This window comes from Candidatus Nitrosotalea okcheonensis (genome assembly GCF_900177045.1).
In the GTDB taxonomy this organism is placed as follows: domain Archaea; phylum Thermoproteota; class Nitrososphaeria; order Nitrososphaerales; family Nitrosopumilaceae; genus Nitrosotalea; species Nitrosotalea okcheonensis.
In genome coordinates this window covers 866,274-885,071 of record NZ_LT841358.1, presented here as the reverse complement: position 1 = coordinate 885,071, position 18,798 = coordinate 866,274, and the positions used below count along the sequence as shown (strand labels likewise).

The following is an 18,798-nucleotide window of genomic DNA, read 5'->3' as shown; positions in this document are numbered from 1 at the left end:
ATGATGAACTAATTACTTTTTGATGACAATGAACTACTGAATCTTTTTGACAGGAGAGGCCAAATAACTCTATAAAGTATGTTCAAACTTGTTGCTATAATTAACATGACCCAATCAATTAATTTTCCACCTAGGAACTCATCACCGATTCCTTGTAAATAGGTTCTATAGTATCCCCATAAAATAATGAATGCTAGAAAGAAAATAGAAGATCGGACAATTTTAAAGTGCTCTTGTCTGCGTTGTTCTTTGGTTTCTTTCTTATATTCGTTATTTCGTAGAACTACCCATATTAGATAAAGAAGGAATATAGCTGCTAATACGCCAAGGAAATCTTTGATATTATTAGTGAATATGAGATAAAAGTAAAAATACAAAAGAATCAGATCAATAACAAATCGTGACACATTTTTGTGAGGTTTATCTTCCACTGCCTTATGATAACCAATCCAACTGAGAACCACTGTCAAATATGCTGACAGTAACATCATGGTTGCAAAATTAAGCTTAAAGGGTACAAGTATTGCTTGGAAATTCAGAAAACTGGCTGCAATAATTACTCCAAAAATAACATCTGCCAAATCTAAGTAAATTTCCCAATAATCCTTTTTTCTATTAGAATTGCTCACTTGCTTGTTGAATCAATGCTATAAAATTAAACAATGCGGTTTTCAGAGAAATCATTTTTCATAATATTTTTACGATGATCGTATGTCATCTTAAGTTTAAGATACTAAATCTTCATACTGTTATTATTTAATAACATATTATGGCACGAGATATTATGTCTACTAGAAAAGAGAGATTTGGTTTTCTTAGTTATTCCTCAACAGACAAAGAGTTTGTAGAAAATCTAGCCATTGATTTAACAAAATACAAATTTCCAATGTTCTTTGATAGGTGGGAAATTAAAGTTGGAGATTCTATAGTAGGAAAGATTGATTCTGCTCTTGGTAAAATGACAGATTTGATAATAATATTATCAACAAATTCTGTTAATTCCAATTGGGTTAAAAAAGAACTTTCCTCGGCAGTAATGAAGAAACTGAAAGATAACTCAGTAAGAATTCTCCTAGTATTAAAAGAGAAATGTGAAATCCCATCAATAATAATCGACATAAAATATGCAGATTTCACGAATGGTTATGAAAATGGCATCTTGGGTCTAGTATGCGGATTAGACTTGACAATTATGAAAGATGAATTTACAGTAGATATACTTGCATATGTAAAGGCAATATTGTATCACGAAAGCATTACTCGGATTATTCAACATACAGGGCAAAAACGTAGGCTGATGTGGATTGAAGCACGTGAAGAAGATGGGTCTGTGGAGCCAAGAGTTGTAGAACCATACAGCTTTAGACATAGAGGAAAAGGAGGAACCGTACTCTTTTTTGCATGGGATATACGAAAAAATGCCATTCGAGGTTTTAGAATGGATAGAATAAAAAATGTAACAGAGTTAGAACAAACTTTTACTCCTAGATTCCCGGTTGAATTTTAAAATTAATCTGATATCAAGTGTTATTAGACTAACTAATGGTACACAAAATTTGTGATTTAATTTTATTTGAAATTTTATTATACTGATTCAATTTTATTTTTCTTTTTACATTCCACAAAGTCTGCTTTGATATTCCAAATTTTTTAACATCTCTTGGGTTTAATTTCAAAACATCTTTTGCAATCTTAATGAATCTTTGTTCTATGTTTTCAATATTCTCATAGATTTCATAACTATCCGAACTAGTTCCTAAAACCTCTGATTCTTCCAAATTGTTGCTTTCCTTTCCAATGTGTACTATTCCAATGACATCGACATACTTTCTTGCTAATATTCCAGTATTGCCATCAAATTTTGATTCATGATGACCAAGATAATCCCTAAATGTACTCCAAAAGGTCTTCCAGTACTGCTTTCCTCTTAATTTGTGCCTAGATTTGTCATAATAATCCACAAAATAGTCATAGACTGCATGTTTTGCAGGATTCCTATAGGGCGCAATTGGCTTGATTTGAGAATTTTTCTCATCAGTGGCATTTGCAAATCCCACTAGAGAGAAATTTGACGGTTTGATTTGATGATGATAGTCTTTACCCTCGTTAAATTCTCTTAATCTATCAAGTATTCTAGGAGTTGAAATTGAAAGTTGAGACAAGGCATACTTGTTTTCATATTTTTCAATCAGTTGTTCCATGGATACAGTTCCATAATGCAAACCGAGAATATCATGCCAAATTATTTTGTGCCAGTCATCTTTTTTGTCGGAGTCATTAGCAAATGGATCTAAAAGATGCCCCAGACCATGAGATGAATAATTTTCTTTTTCGATTATAATTTTATTATCTTCTATTGTATAAAGACAGTATCTTTTTGCAGATATTCCATAAAACCAAACATCTTTTCTTTCTAGTTTGAATATCTCCGTATTAAAACTATATGGGTTTAATGACTGGAAGAATTCTTGAATTTCTTTTGTATGCTCTGAATGTACCATCATAGAATCTGTATCACAATATGCATGACTAGAACCATTATTTGATAGCAAAATTTCCGTTACTGCAAGCAATAATCTTGATGCAGATGTTATACACACAGCAATTATGGGATTGAACATAAACCCAGATTTTTCAATCTTGGTTTTTTCTTGTTGAAAATGATACAGACCATAGACATCAATTGGAACCTTGTATGATTCTTCCAAAGTGTTTATTTCAACAAAAATTCCATAGCTTATTGCATTTGTTATAATCTTGACTACGTTTTGTTTTCTGTCATAATAGGAATATTTAGAATCAGTTTCTGTAAAACCATCACGTTTCTTTTTCAAGGTTTGTCTATATTCGATTAATTCTTTGAATAGATCTTGAGTGTAAGGATTGATCTTGACTCCATGAATGTCTATTTTTTCTAGTCTCTTTTGTGTGCCTATTGGAACAAATCTAATAGCACGCAATATCTTGGGTGTTCTTCCTGTGTATAGTTTTGAGGCAATTACATCAGCAAGACTGTACCAAAGGGGCGTTTTAGAAGAAACGTGGCTTGTGCCTATATTCCAGACGTGTTTTTGACCATATTTTGCCCTGATGGGAAGCACATCTTCTTGAGGTTCTACAAGCACAATTGCCTGTAATTTTGTTCAGTTTTCCTTGTTTTGGATATCTCTCAAAGTGACTCCGTCTACAAATTGGATTATTTCTTGGGTTGCCTCAACGTGCTCTATATGATCTGCAATTACGAATTTCCAAAGATTTTGTAGTGTACAAACGGTAGGATACATACTAAGAAAGTCAAGTACATCCACTTTGACAGGAGTCTTTCTAATCTTGCATTCTGTCCTTCCACCAAAATATCCCGTCATTATATTTCCAATTATTTCATTTGAGAACTTTGGGCTTTTATCAAAGAATGGTTTAACACCCATTTTCTTGAGAAATTCTTTTCCAATTGATGCAGGTGTGTAGGCTCTAATTACAGGAATTTTCAATCCGTAAGTATCAAATTCTTTTTTCGTATTTTGGTATAGTGAATAGGTAGATTTTACATCGTTAATGCAATAATTAATGTATGTAGTGTTGATAACTCCATGTTCTTTTGCTTTGTATTTTTGAAATTCTGTATCAAATGCTTTACATGCACTTTCAAGAGAATGTTTTGTATCGGTAAGGGCATGGCACAAGGTACGAAGATCAACAAAATTCCCTTTGAACCCGTTCCATATCATTGAATTTGCCCACTCGATAAATGATAACGTGTTTGTAGCATGTGTGACATATAATCTTGGATATTTTAGATTCTTGGAAAGTTCAAGTGAAAATGCATCTTTTCTTTTTCTAGCATTAGTTGATTTTAATACAATTCTTGTAAGATCGAATGGCAAGTTAAATCCAATACATAATGTCTGAAGATCATAAACTTCACCAAGAAATATTTTACGAAAATCTTCTAGTGTGTACAATGAAATATTGTTTTCATTAGAGTATGACTCCAGTATTGCCAATTCTTTTGGTTTTACAATTATGGGATCGTAAAAGAGGCCTTTTTCTTCAAGAACGCCATACTGATAAGTTTCAAAATACCCGAATTTGAGGTTCTGATATAGGTCTGTAGTAGTTTCTGTATCAAAGACTAGAACCCTATCAAATGTGGGATTTGCGTTATCATCTGGTCTTTTGTATGATTTGGGTTTATTTTTACCCAAATTACTCTTTTTGGGCACGGTGTAGGCACGAATGGCGATGGTTTCTTCATTCATACAGTATCACCATGAAGAATATGATCAGATTTTACACGCATAAGGTCTGAGAGCCCTCTTAACATCAATCCTTCTTTGTACTTGAGACTGTTGTCTTTACTTGACCATTCATCTGGCCATGAAATTTGTTGTTTCCTTGAAACTTTACCATGACAATTTCTACACAATGAGACAACAAGAGAACTGTTGTTTTTCCCTGCAACATGATGATATTCCAGATCTAATGGATCATCGTGCCCACAGATTATGCAAAATCCTTGTCCTGTTGCAAATTTATCAGTCCATGTCTTTTCTGCAATTAATCCTAATATTTTGGTAAAGTAATCTTTCATTTCAATTACTCCTGTAAATATCGAAGAATTCTGGTTCTTCAATACGTTCAAGAATTTGCTTTATCTTGTCAACATTGATTTCGAATTTGTGTACTTTGCCTTTAATGTCTCTGATTTTTATTTCTTGGAACGACTGTAATTTGGTCATATCATTTTGATCTAGTCTTCCAATTGCACTATGATACTTGCCAATAAGTGATGCTTTTTTTCTGCCTTTTACTTGAATGAAAACTTCTTTTCCGTTTTCATAGATGCTCATTTTACGTAATAGACTATCAGATTTTCTTGCAATTGTTTTACGATTATTTACTCTTAATGTAGAACCAACGTATTTTTTTATCGTTGAAACAGAAACTCTAGTTATTTTTGATGCTTTTTTTAGTAAAGAACCATGACGTATCAAGTATAATGCTTCAATCGAATCATGATATTTTGCAAGTTGTTTTGGAGTGAGTAGATCTAAATCTACTTTCCAATTTTCATTCCTTCTTTTCATTTTTAACCCTCTTTGGTTTTATGACAAGTTCCTTGTTCTTGCCAAGTGACAGTTCTACAAAATCGCCTACATCAAGCCCGACTATCTCTAGCCAAAACAAAGGCAATGTAAGCATGCGTGTATAACTGCCGATTTTTCCGATTTTACGAATATTTGTTTTAACCATGACATAGTATATGGAGGCGAAAACTTAAACTACTCCAATGAGTTGAGTAAACTCAAGTCAATGGTGCAATATACAGCTAGACAGCAGAAATATGATGAGGGAAAACATCAAGAAGACATACTTCTAGCGCTTGAAAAATCTCCTAAAACATTCAAAGAACTGGAAAATGCAGTATTATTTTCTCATACTACTCTAAGTAAGCACTTAAAATTACTCCGAAAAAATGGATTGATTACAAAAACAATTCATAATGAAAACGAAGCCTACAAGCTAACAGAAAAGGGAGAATCTGCATATAATGAAATTTTTCTGTTACAGAATATTTTAACCGAGATAAAGGAGCGAGGCGGGAAATATCTTTCAGGTGGAGTCCCAATGGCTCCAGTACCAAAATCTGGTAAACCAGAACCATTGTTTTGGCCTAGCACGGTTCATGTTGCTGTAGATCAGAGCATTGATCTTTTTCAGCTAATCTCTAAAGAGTATTTGATTAGAATTCAAAATGAACTTATCCGTCACATACTTGAAAATATTCAAAACAAAAAACTGGATTTACGAGACGATAAAACAGGAAGTATCATTTTGGGCATATCGCTAAACTATGATGAAATAGTCAAAATGGTAAAAAATGACTCTTATGAAAAATGGGGAAAACTGTGGAAAAAAGAAAAAGCGATTGATGCCATATGGATTCAAGATAGTGTAACTCCACATACTAGACCATATATTCTCAAATATCACATAGGAGACAAGAAAAAATGAATCCATTATTAATTTCAGGCTTTGGTACATCAATCAATGTAGAAAAACGAAAACTAGTCATTCAAAACAAGTTAAAAAATGAGAAACTAGAGTTTTATCCACATCAAATTGATCATGATAGCATAGTAGTAGATGGACATTCTGGTAGCATAACATTCGAGTCCATGAGGTGGCTTTTAAAACACGATGTCAATCTCACGATGTTAAATTGGAATGGGAATCTGCTAGGAGTAACCCTCCCACAAGAGCCAAAAATAGGTAAAGTAAGAATAAAACAGTACCAAAAGTATCTTGACAACGAGTTCAGGTTTAAAATTGCCATTGAAATTGTTAATAGCAAAATAACAAGTTCATTGAATTTAATTAAAGAATTATCAAGATTTTATAATGTTTTAAATTTTAATAAATTTAATAAACAATTTAACAATGAATTTAATAATTTAAATTTTAAAGATCAAACAGGCACAATTTCAGATAAATTGAAAAAATTAATGAATTTTGAAGGTCGGATTGCCCAAATTTATCTTGATCAATTTAAAAAATTAGTTACAGAATTGGCGCCTGATTTTAAATTCGTGGGAAGAATGAACAAGTCTAACTCGTGGAATGCCAATGCATCCGATGAAATTAATGCCTTGTTAAATTACGGATATGCCATTTTAGAGTCAGAAGTTAAAAAGTCATTAAACTCTATTGGTTTAGACCCAACTATTGGCTTGTTGCACGAGTTAGCATATGCTAAAACTCCGTTAGTCTATGACTTTCAGGAGTTATTTCGATGGATTGTAGATTATTCAGTTATCCAATTACTTGACAGCAAGCCCAAGTTGAAGAAATCAGATTTTATTGTGACAGAGAATTATAATATAAGATTAAAAGAGTCAACTGCCAAGGCATTAATTTTAAAAATTAAAAATAATTTTAATTTAAAAGCCCCGTTTAAAGGCAAGAATTACACCTATGAAAATGTTTTATTTTATAAAATTCAAGACTATGCAAATTTAATAGCTGATAAAAGTGATAAAATTGATTTTAAAATTCCAGAATTTAAAATTAAAAACGAGGATACTTTGGATTTTAAAGGGAAAATACTGAAAATGACGCCTGATGAGAGGAAAAGACTTGGAATCAACAAATCTACGCTTTGGTACATGAAAAAGAACATACAAGATGGTAAAAAAGTTAAATTTTACGATAAAAGTTTGTTAAAATTTAATAAAGATTAATTTAAATTTTTAAAACACTCATTAAATTTTTAAAATCACGTTATCTTGCCATATGACTGTATATAATCCCAGAAAAACAATCAATACCGTCAATGATATGATTGACAGAATTTCTTTTACACCTATATCTTTTGCACTTTTAATTTCCTTACCTTTAGGCAGTTTTGGATATACATAACGATGAAGTATTTCTAAAATCGTTCCCCCTCCCAATGCTATTGAAGCAAACTTTACTTCATCCCAATCAACAGAGCCAGAATTAGGCCTAAAGCTGTATATGACAAATACAAACACGCCAAGAAATTCGAACGGTAGCGATGCCACATATTTGCTATACAGAGGCCAGAATTCCTTGCGAAGTCCTTTTAGTTTGGAAATTAAAATCCATTCCATTACAAAACTACCCACGAAAAAGAAAGCAAACCCTTGATAGATCACAACAGCAAATTCCCACGATAATCTCAGAGATGGGAATAATACCATGATACTAAGAATGGTTACAATCCGTATTGGTGGCAAAAAACTTAGTATCTTACTTAAACGAGTAGGTGCACAATCATCAGACATATTCTAACATGTGACAATAATAGTTTGTATTTGTTGTCTTAGTATTCAATATTGAGATTGAGAGTATCATCTCTTTTTTTGGCATATCCTAGAAATGTGAGAAATCTGATCTCCTCCTCAAAATGACATATTATGATTGCAATCTTGGTCACTTCTTGCACATATTCAACAAATTTCGAATAAGTTAATGAAAACATTTTTCCTTTATCATTAAATTCGATTTTTTTATTTATTGGATCTATATGATAACTAACATGTATTATAGAATTCCTTGTGCGTGGATCATATTTTTCCACTAGAGGATTGAACATTTGATCAGATTTTAGTTGATTGGTTAGATTTCCAATGGGAATTTTCTCTTTAATTTCCGTAAAAAGTTTGTATTTATCCTGTATGATTTGTTGCATACCAAAAAGCACTACAATTAGCGGTTCCAAGAAACCCGATATTTCTTTATAGTTTTCTACATATTGTTCCACTATTTCCTTTGTAATTCTTTTTCTAGTCTTCAATACAGATCGTATAATCTCGTTAACCCTAATGGCACTTTGTGACATTGCAAAAACATCATCAGGTCTCATGGATTTTATGAAATTGTTAATTTGTTCCAGTTTTCCCATCTGATCTATGGTGTGAAGAACCTTATGTATTGTACCCCGCATTAATGTCCTGTAATTTATATCTGGAATGATTTTTTCGTAGGAATTTTTCGGATTGGATATTTGAGCCAATTCAAGTGCTGGATTATCTGACGTTAATCCCAAAATAGATTTTAGAATATCATCTGTTAGATCCATTCGTTTTTGTAACTTTGCGTGTTCCGCAATGTCTTCACTTGCAATGGAGTTTTCTTTTCGATTGTAATCATTTGCCAATTCAATGAAATTTTTAATATTCTGTAAATCATTGTTGTCATAATGCATTGACATGTTTTCTCCAGTTAATTTAGCTGCATATGGCTTGAATTCATGAATGAAATCTTTCATGAATTTCTTGATTTCTTTATCGCTTGGAAGTTTTTCTGGATTACTATCATTGCTCATGATATAATCAAATCTAGGTCAATCATATCTTTATTTATGCTAGATTCAACCTAAGCATACTAGATGGAAACAGAATGGAATAAACTAAGTATATTGATAATTTCCATCTTGGCCACTGCTGGAATGGCCATAAGCTTTTTTGTAAATTATCCGATTGCGGGTACTGTTATAGGTGTGACAATAGGTTTTGTATTATCATATGTAGTTCAGACCAAAACACAACGAAGAGCATGGAAGAGAGATTTCATAATAAAAACCGTAGACAGTGTTTATGGCCCCCTTTATGATGAAAGCATCCTAATTGAAACAAGATATGATTTACTATCAAGTACAAGACATTACTATCAATTCATCGTCAATACTTGGAAAGCAATAAAAAACAATTACACTTATCACCTAATAGAAGACAGCAATTTTAGAAAAGATGTCGAGTCATTCTATGATTTGATTGATGAATGTAATCTTCTTACTTCGTATACTTATGAAAAGGTGGGGAAAATAATATCATCCAGAGGTTCAGAGTTTTATAAAATGGACGTAATTGGTCTGGGTTATTTTTTTAAAATTCATACTGGAAGAGAAGAGCCAAATTTGTCAGATTGTTTGATTCATGGAATACATCCAATAGACACCTATACGAAATCTAGTCAAAGATGGGAAATACAGGTAACATATAGAACAGACAGTGGTGGTCAGACATCTAAAATGTTGAATTCTGACAAAGATTTTGATGAATTGAAACTCTCTGGAAGATCATGTTAAAAGATGTCAATAAGGATCAAAAAATACAAAAAATGAAAATAGAATATGAAAAGGTTCAGGTTGAAAATATCAAATTACGTGCAAAACTAGTAGAGAGAATACAACGTCAATGGAAAGTTTGAGATGATTTCTAATAAGTATGATGAATTAAAAAAGATAATTTCCAAAACTATCGATACTAGAATCATCGAAACTTGTAAACTGTCGGTAAAAGAATCATCGAAACTTGTAAACTGTCGGTAAAAGAATCATCGAAACTTGTAAACTGTCGGTAACTATTCCTCAACTATCGGTAAAATTCGAGAAACTTGTATCATGAATACATCTGAATTTGATGATTTGTTGTTGTCAGGTACAAGCAGTGCCATGTTTCCATATGACGAAACATATGATCATCTTTATCTTCTATTATTTTTTGATAGTCATACATGAGTCTGCCAAAACAAAGAAAATATTCAAAATTAGCAATTCCTGCAGCTGTAGGGGCAGCAGTAGTTTTTGTAGTTCTCATGGTGGCACCACATTTGGTCAATACCAATAATTATTCAGGTGGAGGGAACAATGCTCCGGTCTATGTTCCTACACAACATACAGCGTCTTTGGTAAATGACATGGTTCACGTCAATGCACATACCTATACTTATTACACATTTTCAGCCCCTTCTGGTTCTACTAATGCTTACGTAAGCGGCAAATTCACTGCAGGAGGAGGAAGCGGTAATGACATACGTGTATTCATAATGGATGATCAGAATTTTATCAACTGGAGAAATGGTCATCAATCAAATGTGTATTACAACAGTGGTCAAGAGACAGTAGGTAACATTAATGCAAATATTCCGTCCGGGCAAACACTTTATCTTATTTATGATAATACCTTTTCCGTATTATCAAGCAAAGAAGTATCAACCGATGTATCTTTAACATACACAAGTTAGTAATTTTAAAAACAATAATTCTGAATTATTTTCTTAACTTTTATTCATGTTTCTGTTTACAATGAAACTATAAACTGGGCAAATTTGCATTACAATTCATACAGTATTTCTGACCACTGCCATCAGTATCATGATCCTTCTTTGGATGTCTGCAAACTATCTTTGTTCTGTGTTGGTCTGGCAAAAGTTGTCTTTTTATTGCCTGTAACCATTCAATGTCTCCTTGTAACATAGACCACATTGCTCTATCAAATCGATTGATAATATCACCTTGAATGAGAGGTGGCAATTCCTCCGAACCTACTACTTTTGTTCTAAACTCCTTCTTTTCTTGAATCAAAAGATCAATGGATGAGATTGCTTTCTTTACTGCCATGTACTCTAATTATTTTTCATAAATAAAGAAATGTGGTTATTTTATAATACTCTCTAAAGATCATCGTTTCGCTTTCGCATTATTTTTTCAAGTTCTTCTAAAAGATATTCTAGTGTGTCAGATTGACCGAATTCAACACAGTCCATATTATTTTCTCTACAGCCCAGTACATTGTCTTTATCTTCTGTTACTATAATCATGTTGTGTTTTTCTGCATATTTCATAAGGGAAAAATCGCTTCTAAGATTCAATGATTGTTCCTCACATAGTTTTTTTACGCTATGTGCATCATAATCATGTTTTCTCAGAGTATCATCTAGCCCGTCACGCATTATATCAATTAGCACTTTAGTTCCAGATGTGTTTGAAACGGTATTCGAGTTTAGATGGGGTTTGACTACTATATTGCCCTGTTCATTTTTTAGAATATCCACCTTGTTAAGATCAATACCTAGCAATTGATATGTGGTTCTTATACTATATGGAATAGTAAGTTCACATGATTTACCATGCGGATGTACTCCCTCTGTAGACATTATGCCGTTTGTATTCTGCAAGGGTTTTGAAGTATCACACATCTCAATTTCATAATCAGAATTAAGCCAAATGTATAAACCGGCTTCTTCATTTCTTGAATTCAATACAGTCTCTTTTTCATAATCACGCGATTTTTTATGAATTTTAAAACCCATCTCTTTTGCCAATGGTGCTGGAATGACAAGCACCAAAGTACCAGTTCTAGATCTAATGAATCTATTGCGATAAATCACTCGGGGCTTCAAAAATTTTCTCCACCATCGTATGAAAGTGTCGAAATAGGTGACACTTTTAGTAATTTTTTTTACTTTCTATGACGTTTGACAGCATTAAAGTAACTAGATTAGCAGCTGTAGTACCAACAAATCCTGCTAATGCCATTTCTGATAAACTGTCCAATGTAATACAATCTCTAATGAAGATAATAAATTTTTTGTATCTAGGTTTTTCATCTATTGCAGATTATCTAGTTCGTTGTTGGTTTGTAACAACTGCCTTGTAATCGTGCGGATTGCAATCTGATAATGATGTAGAACCACTTACGCTAGTTTGTTTTCCCATGTCTACTGAATAATTGTTTGACCAAACTGGTTTTCCATCTACCTCAAATGCAACATCCGCGTTTCCATTTGCTTGACCTGTATTGGATAAACTAAAACTAAAGTTGACTGTCTGAGTACAAGTCATAGTACTGATGTTAAAGTCCACATCATTTCCAGAACCGCCAGAAGCCGTAAAAGTTCCAGTTATTGACTGACCTGAATGTATCAATACAGGCATACTTTTGAATGCACCCGGTGGTATTGTAAAAGATTGATGGTTCTGTTGCCCGTTGTATACATATGTAAAAGACACAGACTTTGTCGAAATGATTGAAAATTCATTACTAAAGATGATGAAATATGTATCATCATGACTTGAAGTATAGTGAAAATTCCCTGTGTTTGAAACCCTACCTTGATCTAACACTTTGACTAGTTGCTGATTTTTCATTGCACTAAAGGCAAGATTTGACGTTTAAATATCAGGTTGCAATAAAACGGATATACGATTACTCCAACAATTATTGCAAAAATTATTCCAATTACAACAATGATTGATTTTTTTGCATGTGGGCTGAGTGGTTGATTTGAATAAGAGTTGTTCTTTATTATACTACCTATAATTACAAGAATTGCACCAGTTCCAATTAATGCGTATACCCCAAGTACAGCATATTTTGCAAGTTGGCAATTTTCACGAACTTGTTCATTTAACACCTTCCTATAGAACCAATGGTTGATTTACACAGGTCATCTATGTCAGATACTGAACCTACACTTGTTACCGGATACACATATCCAATTACTCCAAATACTATGAGAATTGCCCCTGTAACCAGTATTCCGGTTCTCACATGTAGACTAGATGTATTGTTGAGATAAAGATGATCATTTTAGAATGATAGAAAAGATGATTTAGAAAAGTTAGAATTGTATCTAAAAGTAGAGCCTGAACTGTTGGTTAATTTTGAGAATAAATGTTCTCTAAAAATTACTTTCTATGATGTATCTCTTCAAGCATATCTTTGATTTGTAATAGTATTCGTTCTGCCTCTTCCTGAGTGTATCTTCTATAAGGATGAGCTGCATTGATTCTCTTTTTGTTAAGATAGTACAAATATCCCATCAACACTTTGTTATCGTCATTTTTTTGAAAGTCCTCATGTTGTCCTATTGCTGTAAGCATATGTCCCCATGTTTCTTTCCCAACCTCCTTTCCTGTAGTGTTTTTGTATAATTCTCGGATCATTCTCTCTGCCATTCTGAATAAAATCATAGTTGCTGCAGTTGGATAGCCATGTAATAGTACGTCAATTCCTTCTTTCAAATCCTTTTGTGCATCATTGTCTAACCTATCCATTATTTCCTTTGAAAAGACTTCATTGATTTGATTTTCCTTTATTATGGCCGTGCCAGAATTATCAAACGATTCAATTATCTTATCGAGCCATTTTTGAGTTTCTTTCCTCAGAGCTTTTGCATCTTCTTTTGTGAGATATACCGGGAGATTGGTACCTTCATCCTCGCTATAATTTTTATCTAATCGGTTTATCCATCGTCTAATTGACGATTTTACACCATCAACTTTTTCTATTTTCTCTCCAATATTGTCTAATCTCTCAAGCAAAGTCTCAAATGAATCTGCTATGCCACCAGATGTTCTAACATAAATTTTAGAAGACTCTTCTTTAAAATCTGGAAAATCATCAAACAAAGTATTCAGATTCGATAGGTGATCAATAAAATGCAGTAATTCATGTGTATCTGTTTTTGTGACCAACAATGTTAGAAAATCTATTGAATTATTTAAGGAAAAATCAGTTTCATCTTAACTCGTGTTCTAATTTTCATTCTAACTAAAATTCTTACTTTGATTCATACGTTAATTCATAGTCAAACGCAGAGTCCTCATCTATACCCCCCATTTTCATTTTGTATACGTTAGGCTACGCCTGTTACTGATATTTTAAAACTCATCTTTGACCTATTTTTTTCTGGGCTGATCCCGTCTTCATTAAATGACATTCATATTTTTCATCTAGATGAAAATTGCGTAACCAAATGACTTGGTTCAACTAAGACACAACTCACAGTCACAAAGTATGCCTTGGTCAATCTTGGCAAGGCACTTGCTGTGCTGGCCTGCTTGACACTGGACGCATATTGCATTTTTGCCATCAAGTGAGGAATATTTTGGAGCGCCGTCAAACCCGAATCCGCCATCTTGTGGTCCAACCATATGTAGTATTGCCACGGACCTGTATTTGTACATGTTCTAAAAATGATATTATCTCGAGTAAACTCTATTACAACTTGGCAAAATATTTTTTTCATGGAATGTTACCATGATGATACCCTGCCAAGGTGCAAGTGGGCAACAGGGGATTTGATGGTACGTTATCATGATGACAAGTGGGGCATTCCGCTTCATGCAGACCAAGAGCTGTTTGAAATGCTGATACTTGAGGGTGCACAAGCAGGATTGTCATGGAGTACTATTCTTAAAAGACAAGATACGTACAGGCAGGCGTTTGATAATTTTGATCCAAGAAAAATTTCCAAGTATACTCGGAGGGATATCTCCAGGCTGTTGGAAGATGATGGAATAATTAGAAACAAGCTAAAGATACACTCTGCCATAAATAATGCCAAGAGATTTCTAGAAATTCAGAAAGAATTTGGTTCATTTGACAGGTACATTTGGAGTTTTGTCAACCATGTATCCATCGTCAACCGCCCGAAAAGACATTCTGATGTTCCTGTATCAACCAATCTATCAGACAAGATTAGTGCAGACTTGAAAAAAAGGGGCTTTAATTTTGTAGGAACTACGATATGCTATGCATTCATGCAGGCAATAGGGATTGTAAATGATCACACGCAAGATTGTTTCAAGTGCAAGAAATGATCCGTACCGGTGATTGGCAAGAAATAAACCCAAGCGTATTCTTGACTTGCCAATGAAGGAGTATATCGCGCTAGCAGTTTTTGCAATTGTCTATGTTCTAATTGTGGGAAGGATTCGATTCAAGGTACCAATATGGATTGCAATGTCTATTGGGGCGGTACTCATGGTATCACTCCAAGTCATTGATGTAAAATCTGCTGCAAAATCCATCCAGGTTGATGTCATTGTATTTCTCTTTGCAATGTTTAGTATTATTTCAGCGCTTGACAGGTCGGGCCTGTTAAAACTTGTAGCTGCAAAGATGATGTCAAAAGCCAGGACCCCTGAATTGTTATTGATGGCAATTGTTGTCGGCATGGGGTTGCTTTCGGCATTTCTTGTAAATGATACCCTTGCCTTGATGGGAATTCCTCTGATAATATACATCTCAAGGCATGTTGGTGCAAGACCTGTGGTACTTTTGATTGCACTTGCATTTGGAATTACGGTGGGAAGTGCCATGACTCCAATTGGCAACCCGCAAAATCTCTTGATTGCCCTACAGAGTGGAATTTCATTACCGTTTACAAGTTTTCTGAAATTTCTTGCAGTTCCAACTGTTGTGAACCTGTTCCTTACGTGGTATGTGCTTAAAATTTATTTCAAAAAGGACTTGCAGCAAATGTCTCACAACTATGAAGATAATACCATGATATCTAGTGTGAAAATTGAAAACCCGCGCCTTGCAAAGATATCGCTTGCTGTATTGCTTGCAACAATTGCAGGCTTTTTTGTATCCGAAGTCTTGCGTTTTCTGCATGTAATTGACATTGACATCAGCATCGTTGCATTGATTGGCGCAGCAGCCCTCTATGCTGCAAGCGGCCAGAGGTATGATATCCTAAAGAGTGTAAACTATACTGTCCTGGTATTTTTTGCAGCCATGTTTGTGGTTACAGGTGCCCTGTGGTCTTCTGGGACAATTTCATTGTTTATGAAATATCTCCCGATTCCAAACCCGCATGACCTGGTGCAGAGCAGTGCTGTAATCTCTGCATACAGCATAACACTTGGACAAATATTGAGCAATGTCCCGTTTGTCGCATTGTACAATCACGTCATGATTGCAAATGGCTTTACAGGTGCACATGTAGCCCAGTGGATGATGCTTGCAGCATCCTCTACGATTTCAGGAAACCTGACAATACTTGGTGCCGCAAGCAGTATTATCATAATACAAGCCGCTGAATCAAAGGGCGTCAAGGCCTTTACGTTTTTCGAGTTTTTTAAAATTGGTATATTGGTGACTGCGGTAAACTTGGCGGTATACTATGTGTTCATTGTATCCCTTGGGATGCTGTCTTAAATCCTGGATGACTCTATTTTTTCCTTGACGCTTTCCTTTCTGTTTACCAGGTAAACTCCTGTCAGCATTACTGCAATTGCTGCTGTCTGGTACAAGCTTATCGGTTCGTGCAAAAACGCTGATGCAAAGACTAGGCCAAATACTGATGACGTTGAAAATATCACTATTGTCCTGATTGTACCGATTCTCTTTAGACTCTGCAGGAAAAAGTACAATGATCCGCCAAACCCGATTGCGCTAAGAAGTATTACGTACGGTACCTGTGACATATTAACATCAAGTGGTATGCCAAGCAGAAATACTGCCCCAAGCAGGATGAGGCCGCCTATGACTGATTTTAACTGGACAAGTCTTGCAGTATCCATCTTGGTGGATATTATTCTGCTCAGGTTGTTGTCCAGTGCCCACAGCGCCATGGCGCCTAAAATGAAAAAGTGTCCGGCGTTTAGCTGTAGAAATGATCCTGAAAATCGTAGATCTGTTGTTATGACTATGACACCTAGCACAACCATGGCTACTGCAATGAAGCCTACCGGCCTCAATCTTTCTTTGAAAAATATCAACCCAAAGAGTACTGTGAACATTATCTCGACATTTGATAAAAGCGACGTGTCTGCTGCGCTTGACTGGCGCAGGCCTAGAAAATACAGACATGGTGCAGCGGCAGCTCCGCAGACTGAAATGGCAACCAGTATGGCATAGTCTTTTTTTGCAAGTGCCGTTTTGGCTTTTTTTGCCATTGGTGTAAATGTAAGGGCTGCAATAAGATATGCTATTGAAGACAAGAGAAGTACGTTGATGCTTGATGTCATTGGTTTTGCAATTGTAGGGACTGCCCCAAAAAACGCTGAAGCAACCAGTGCTGATGCGTATCCTGCAACTGCAGTCTTGTTCATTGCCTACTCCAGGAATATTTGCATATTTGAAACAATCCAATTGATTATTATCTGACGCCGGTCTACTAGATAGCCAGGCGATGAAGAAGAGTTAGAGACATGACTTGAAATGATTGTTAATTCAGTGACTCTGAGCCTGACCTTGTTGTGGACAACTTGGCTGTCCTGTCATCAAAACTTGTTTTGGATAAGAATCATGCCCAAGGCTAGTATAATTAAACACCAATAATTTGCAAGTAATGTTTTTTGTGGGATAAAATCTTGATAATATGACATGCACATCATATCGCAAGTTCCTCATATCATTTGAAATTCACATCATGTTTTAATTCCATATTTTCAGATGTCTTCCTTCAATTTCAGGAGTTTTCATTAGATCACTTGTAAAATCCCTTTTCAGGAATGACATGTCGTATTCCTCCTTTGGGATTGGGTACATCCCCTTTTCTTCTTGGAATCAAGTGAATATGACAATGAAATATGGTTTGACCTGCATCATGTCCATCATTGATGCCGATATTGAATCCATTTATGCTGGAGTCTTTTTTACTAATCTTCTCTTTAATGGATTCTAATAACAGCAAACAAGCTTTTTGCTCTGAAGAACTTAATTCAAAAAAAGACCTAACATGTCTCTTCGGTAAAATTAGGGTATGATGTTTTGTTACAGGATACTTGTCTTCCAGAACAAATGCAAGTTCGTTACTTTCATAAGATTTACTTTGAATCTTACAAAATACACATTGAGGATCAATGTTTCTGTACATGTCCTTCCATGGCCTAAAATCCGTATCATCAAGATCTCTTTTCTGGGAATTGCAGGTATAGCATAACGCTTGGAGGTTTTCTATTACAGTTTTTCCGCCTTTGTTAACTGGAACGATGTGATCAACATCTAGTGCTTTTTCATCCGCGGCAATGCCACATAATTCACACCGAAATTTTGCCTTGCTTAGAACTTGATATCTGAGGGAGCCTGGGACCTCGCGTGAATCTCTTGCACGGTGTTTCCAGACGAGTTTTCCACGTTTATTTTCGTATTCCTTAATTTTTTGATTGCATAATTCAATCAATTCAGATCTTTGTTCACTGGTAAGATCTGAAACATTTAGAACGAATGCCTTGTCTGCATAATCTACTATGCCATGTTTTTGTAATACTTTTCCCGGCATTGACCTTGTAATCTGTTCGTAATATTCTATCTGACTCTGATCCTTTTCAAGAAATGCTTCAGCAATCTTTCTTACTGATGCCAGTCCTTCATTTTCAAGCAATGTCTTTATCATGACAGGCTGATAGATGTGCTGCATCTTCATTTTGCTAATGATGAAATCCTTGAGTTGCTGATACTTCATATCAAGTCTAGATCATCTCCAGTGCTTTTAATACCTGTTCAAAATCCTTTCTTGTTTCTTCAGGACGGGGATTTGTTGGAATTTCCCTTATCTGTTCTAATCCTTTCATCTAGTTTTTCCATGGGGACGTAACATGTCTACAATCCCACAAGTTTACTATTCCATGCCTTTGTCTGTATAGTTTTGAGCATTAGGAATGCCAGTCAGTCATGAAAATTGGCCTGTTGTAAAATCAAAGAAAGTTTGGACTGTATTTAACATCTAAATTTTTTACTGTGCATGTATTGA

General features: G+C 34.6%; 24 protein-coding genes. 7 read left to right on the top strand and 17 right to left on the bottom strand.

Going from position 1 to position 18,798, the window contains the following annotated elements:
• Positions 1-8: 8 nt before the first annotated feature.
• The gene (locus BQ3481_RS05325; protein WP_157927337.1) at positions 9-629 is read right to left on the bottom strand and encodes a hypothetical protein; all 621 of its coding nucleotides are present in this window, start codon (positions 627-629) and stop codon (positions 9-11) included.
• Positions 630-784: 155 nt separating this feature from the next.
• On the opposite strand from BQ3481_RS05325, the gene BQ3481_RS05320 reads away from it, so the two are divergent.
• A complete protein-coding gene (locus BQ3481_RS05320; RefSeq protein WP_231911877.1) occupies positions 785-1,507 on the top strand; it encodes a TIR domain-containing protein in 723 nt (240 codons plus the stop codon).
• 28 nt (positions 1,508-1,535) lie between these two features.
• On the opposite strand, the gene BQ3481_RS05315 is transcribed toward BQ3481_RS05320, so the two are convergent.
• The 5 genes from BQ3481_RS05315 to BQ3481_RS11855 are packed head-to-tail and all read right to left on the bottom strand — an operon-like array spanning position 1,536 to position 5,202.
• Positions 1,536-3,125, bottom strand: a complete 1,590-nt coding sequence (locus BQ3481_RS05315) for a hypothetical protein (protein WP_157927335.1) — start codon at positions 3,123-3,125, stop codon at positions 1,536-1,538.
• Positions 3,126-3,143: 18 nt separating this feature from the next.
• A complete protein-coding gene (locus tag BQ3481_RS05310) occupies positions 3,144-4,259 on the bottom strand; it encodes a DNA polymerase (RefSeq protein ID WP_157927334.1) in 1,116 nt (371 codons plus the stop codon).
• Complete coding sequence (locus BQ3481_RS05305; protein WP_157927333.1) at positions 4,256-4,591, bottom strand: hypothetical protein; 336 nt, start codon at positions 4,589-4,591, stop codon at positions 4,256-4,258. Before BQ3481_RS05305 ends, BQ3481_RS05310 begins: the two co-directional genes overlap by 4 nt.
• Position 4,592: 1 nt before the next feature.
• A complete protein-coding gene (locus BQ3481_RS05300) occupies positions 4,593-5,087 on the bottom strand; it encodes a hypothetical protein (protein ID WP_157927332.1) in 495 nt (164 codons plus the stop codon).
• Complete coding sequence (locus tag BQ3481_RS11855) at positions 5,071-5,202, bottom strand: hypothetical protein (RefSeq protein ID WP_255408349.1); 132 nt, start codon at positions 5,200-5,202, stop codon at positions 5,071-5,073. Before BQ3481_RS11855 ends, BQ3481_RS05300 begins: the two co-directional genes overlap by 17 nt.
• A 111-nt stretch (positions 5,203-5,313) precedes the next feature.
• Between BQ3481_RS11855 and BQ3481_RS05295 the strand changes: the two genes are divergently transcribed.
• Together BQ3481_RS05295 and cas1 are read left to right on the top strand one after the other, a co-directional pair.
• Positions 5,314-6,015 (top strand): winged helix-turn-helix transcriptional regulator, encoded by a 702-nt coding sequence (locus BQ3481_RS05295; RefSeq protein ID WP_157927331.1) that lies wholly within the window; start codon positions 5,314-5,316, stop codon positions 6,013-6,015.
• Positions 6,012-7,241 carry a CRISPR-associated endonuclease Cas1 gene (gene cas1, locus BQ3481_RS05290; RefSeq protein WP_157927330.1) on the top strand — a complete coding sequence of 410 codons (1,230 nt, stop codon included), beginning with the start codon at positions 6,012-6,014 and terminating at the stop codon, positions 7,239-7,241. The genes BQ3481_RS05295 and cas1 overlap by 4 nt, the downstream gene beginning before the upstream one ends.
• Before the next feature lie 21 nt (positions 7,242-7,262).
• Here cas1 and BQ3481_RS05285 read toward each other — a convergent pair whose 3' ends face one another.
• Together BQ3481_RS05285 and BQ3481_RS05280 are read right to left on the bottom strand one after the other, a co-directional pair.
• A complete protein-coding gene (locus BQ3481_RS05285; protein ID WP_157927329.1) occupies positions 7,263-7,634 on the bottom strand; it encodes a hypothetical protein in 372 nt (123 codons plus the stop codon).
• Between the two features lie 212 nt (positions 7,635-7,846).
• Entirely contained in the window at positions 7,847-8,851 is a 1,005-nt protein-coding gene (locus BQ3481_RS05280; protein ID WP_157927328.1) for a hypothetical protein, read from the bottom strand.
• Positions 8,852-8,914: 63 nt separating this feature from the next.
• Between BQ3481_RS05280 and BQ3481_RS05275 the strand changes: the two genes are divergently transcribed.
• Together BQ3481_RS05275 and BQ3481_RS05270 are read left to right on the top strand one after the other, a co-directional pair.
• Positions 8,915-9,613, top strand: coding sequence for a hypothetical protein (locus tag BQ3481_RS05275; protein WP_157927327.1), 699 nt, complete (start codon positions 8,915-8,917; stop codon positions 9,611-9,613).
• 428 nt (positions 9,614-10,041) lie between these two features.
• Positions 10,042-10,551, top strand: a complete 510-nt coding sequence (locus BQ3481_RS05270) for a hypothetical protein (protein ID WP_157927326.1) — start codon at positions 10,042-10,044, stop codon at positions 10,549-10,551.
• Positions 10,552-10,618: 67 nt separating this feature from the next.
• On the opposite strand, the gene BQ3481_RS05265 is transcribed toward BQ3481_RS05270, so the two are convergent.
• The 7 genes from BQ3481_RS05265 to BQ3481_RS05235 form a co-directional block, all read right to left on the bottom strand.
• The gene (locus BQ3481_RS05265) at positions 10,619-10,927 is read right to left on the bottom strand and encodes a hypothetical protein (protein WP_157927325.1); all 309 of its coding nucleotides are present in this window, start codon (positions 10,925-10,927) and stop codon (positions 10,619-10,621) included.
• A gap of 53 nt (positions 10,928-10,980) precedes the next feature.
• Positions 10,981-11,709: a hypothetical protein gene (locus BQ3481_RS05260; RefSeq protein ID WP_157927324.1), complete on the bottom strand. Its 729-nt coding sequence runs from the start codon at positions 11,707-11,709 to the stop codon at positions 10,981-10,983.
• Positions 11,710-11,926: 217 nt separating this feature from the next.
• A complete protein-coding gene (locus BQ3481_RS05255; protein ID WP_157927323.1) occupies positions 11,927-12,457 on the bottom strand; it encodes a hypothetical protein in 531 nt (176 codons plus the stop codon).
• On the bottom strand, positions 12,454-12,723 hold the full coding sequence (locus tag BQ3481_RS05250; protein WP_157927322.1) for a hypothetical protein: 270 nt from the start codon (positions 12,721-12,723) through the stop codon (positions 12,454-12,456). The genes BQ3481_RS05255 and BQ3481_RS05250 overlap by 4 nt, the downstream gene beginning before the upstream one ends.
• The gene (locus BQ3481_RS05245; RefSeq protein WP_157927321.1) at positions 12,717-12,860 is read right to left on the bottom strand and encodes a hypothetical protein; all 144 of its coding nucleotides are present in this window, start codon (positions 12,858-12,860) and stop codon (positions 12,717-12,719) included. The genes BQ3481_RS05250 and BQ3481_RS05245 overlap by 7 nt, the downstream gene beginning before the upstream one ends.
• Positions 12,861-12,997: 137 nt before the next feature.
• On the bottom strand, positions 12,998-13,786 hold the full coding sequence (locus tag BQ3481_RS05240) for a hypothetical protein (RefSeq protein WP_157927320.1): 789 nt from the start codon (positions 13,784-13,786) through the stop codon (positions 12,998-13,000).
• A 291-nt stretch (positions 13,787-14,077) separates the two neighbouring features.
• Positions 14,078-14,260, bottom strand: a complete 183-nt coding sequence (locus BQ3481_RS05235) for a hypothetical protein (RefSeq protein ID WP_157927319.1) — start codon at positions 14,258-14,260, stop codon at positions 14,078-14,080.
• 78 nt (positions 14,261-14,338) lie between these two features.
• On the opposite strand from BQ3481_RS05235, the gene BQ3481_RS05230 reads away from it, so the two are divergent.
• Both BQ3481_RS05230 and BQ3481_RS05225 read left to right on the top strand, forming a co-directional pair.
• The gene (locus tag BQ3481_RS05230) at positions 14,339-14,914 is read left to right on the top strand and encodes a DNA-3-methyladenine glycosylase I (protein ID WP_157927318.1); all 576 of its coding nucleotides are present in this window, start codon (positions 14,339-14,341) and stop codon (positions 14,912-14,914) included.
• Between the two features lie 13 nt (positions 14,915-14,927).
• On the top strand, positions 14,928-16,259 hold the full coding sequence (locus BQ3481_RS05225; RefSeq protein ID WP_231911876.1) for an ArsB/NhaD family transporter: 1,332 nt from the start codon (positions 14,928-14,930) through the stop codon (positions 16,257-16,259).
• Here BQ3481_RS05225 and BQ3481_RS05220 read toward each other — a convergent pair.
• Complete coding sequence (locus BQ3481_RS05220; RefSeq protein ID WP_157927316.1) at positions 16,256-17,155, bottom strand: DMT family transporter; 900 nt, start codon at positions 17,153-17,155, stop codon at positions 16,256-16,258. The two genes, BQ3481_RS05225 and BQ3481_RS05220, sit on opposite strands and share 4 nt — an antisense overlap.
• A gap of 377 nt (positions 17,156-17,532) precedes the next feature.
• On the bottom strand, positions 17,533-18,510 hold the full coding sequence (locus BQ3481_RS05215) for an HIT domain-containing protein (protein ID WP_231911875.1): 978 nt from the start codon (positions 18,508-18,510) through the stop codon (positions 17,533-17,535).
• Between the last annotated feature and the right edge of the window lie 288 nt (positions 18,511-18,798).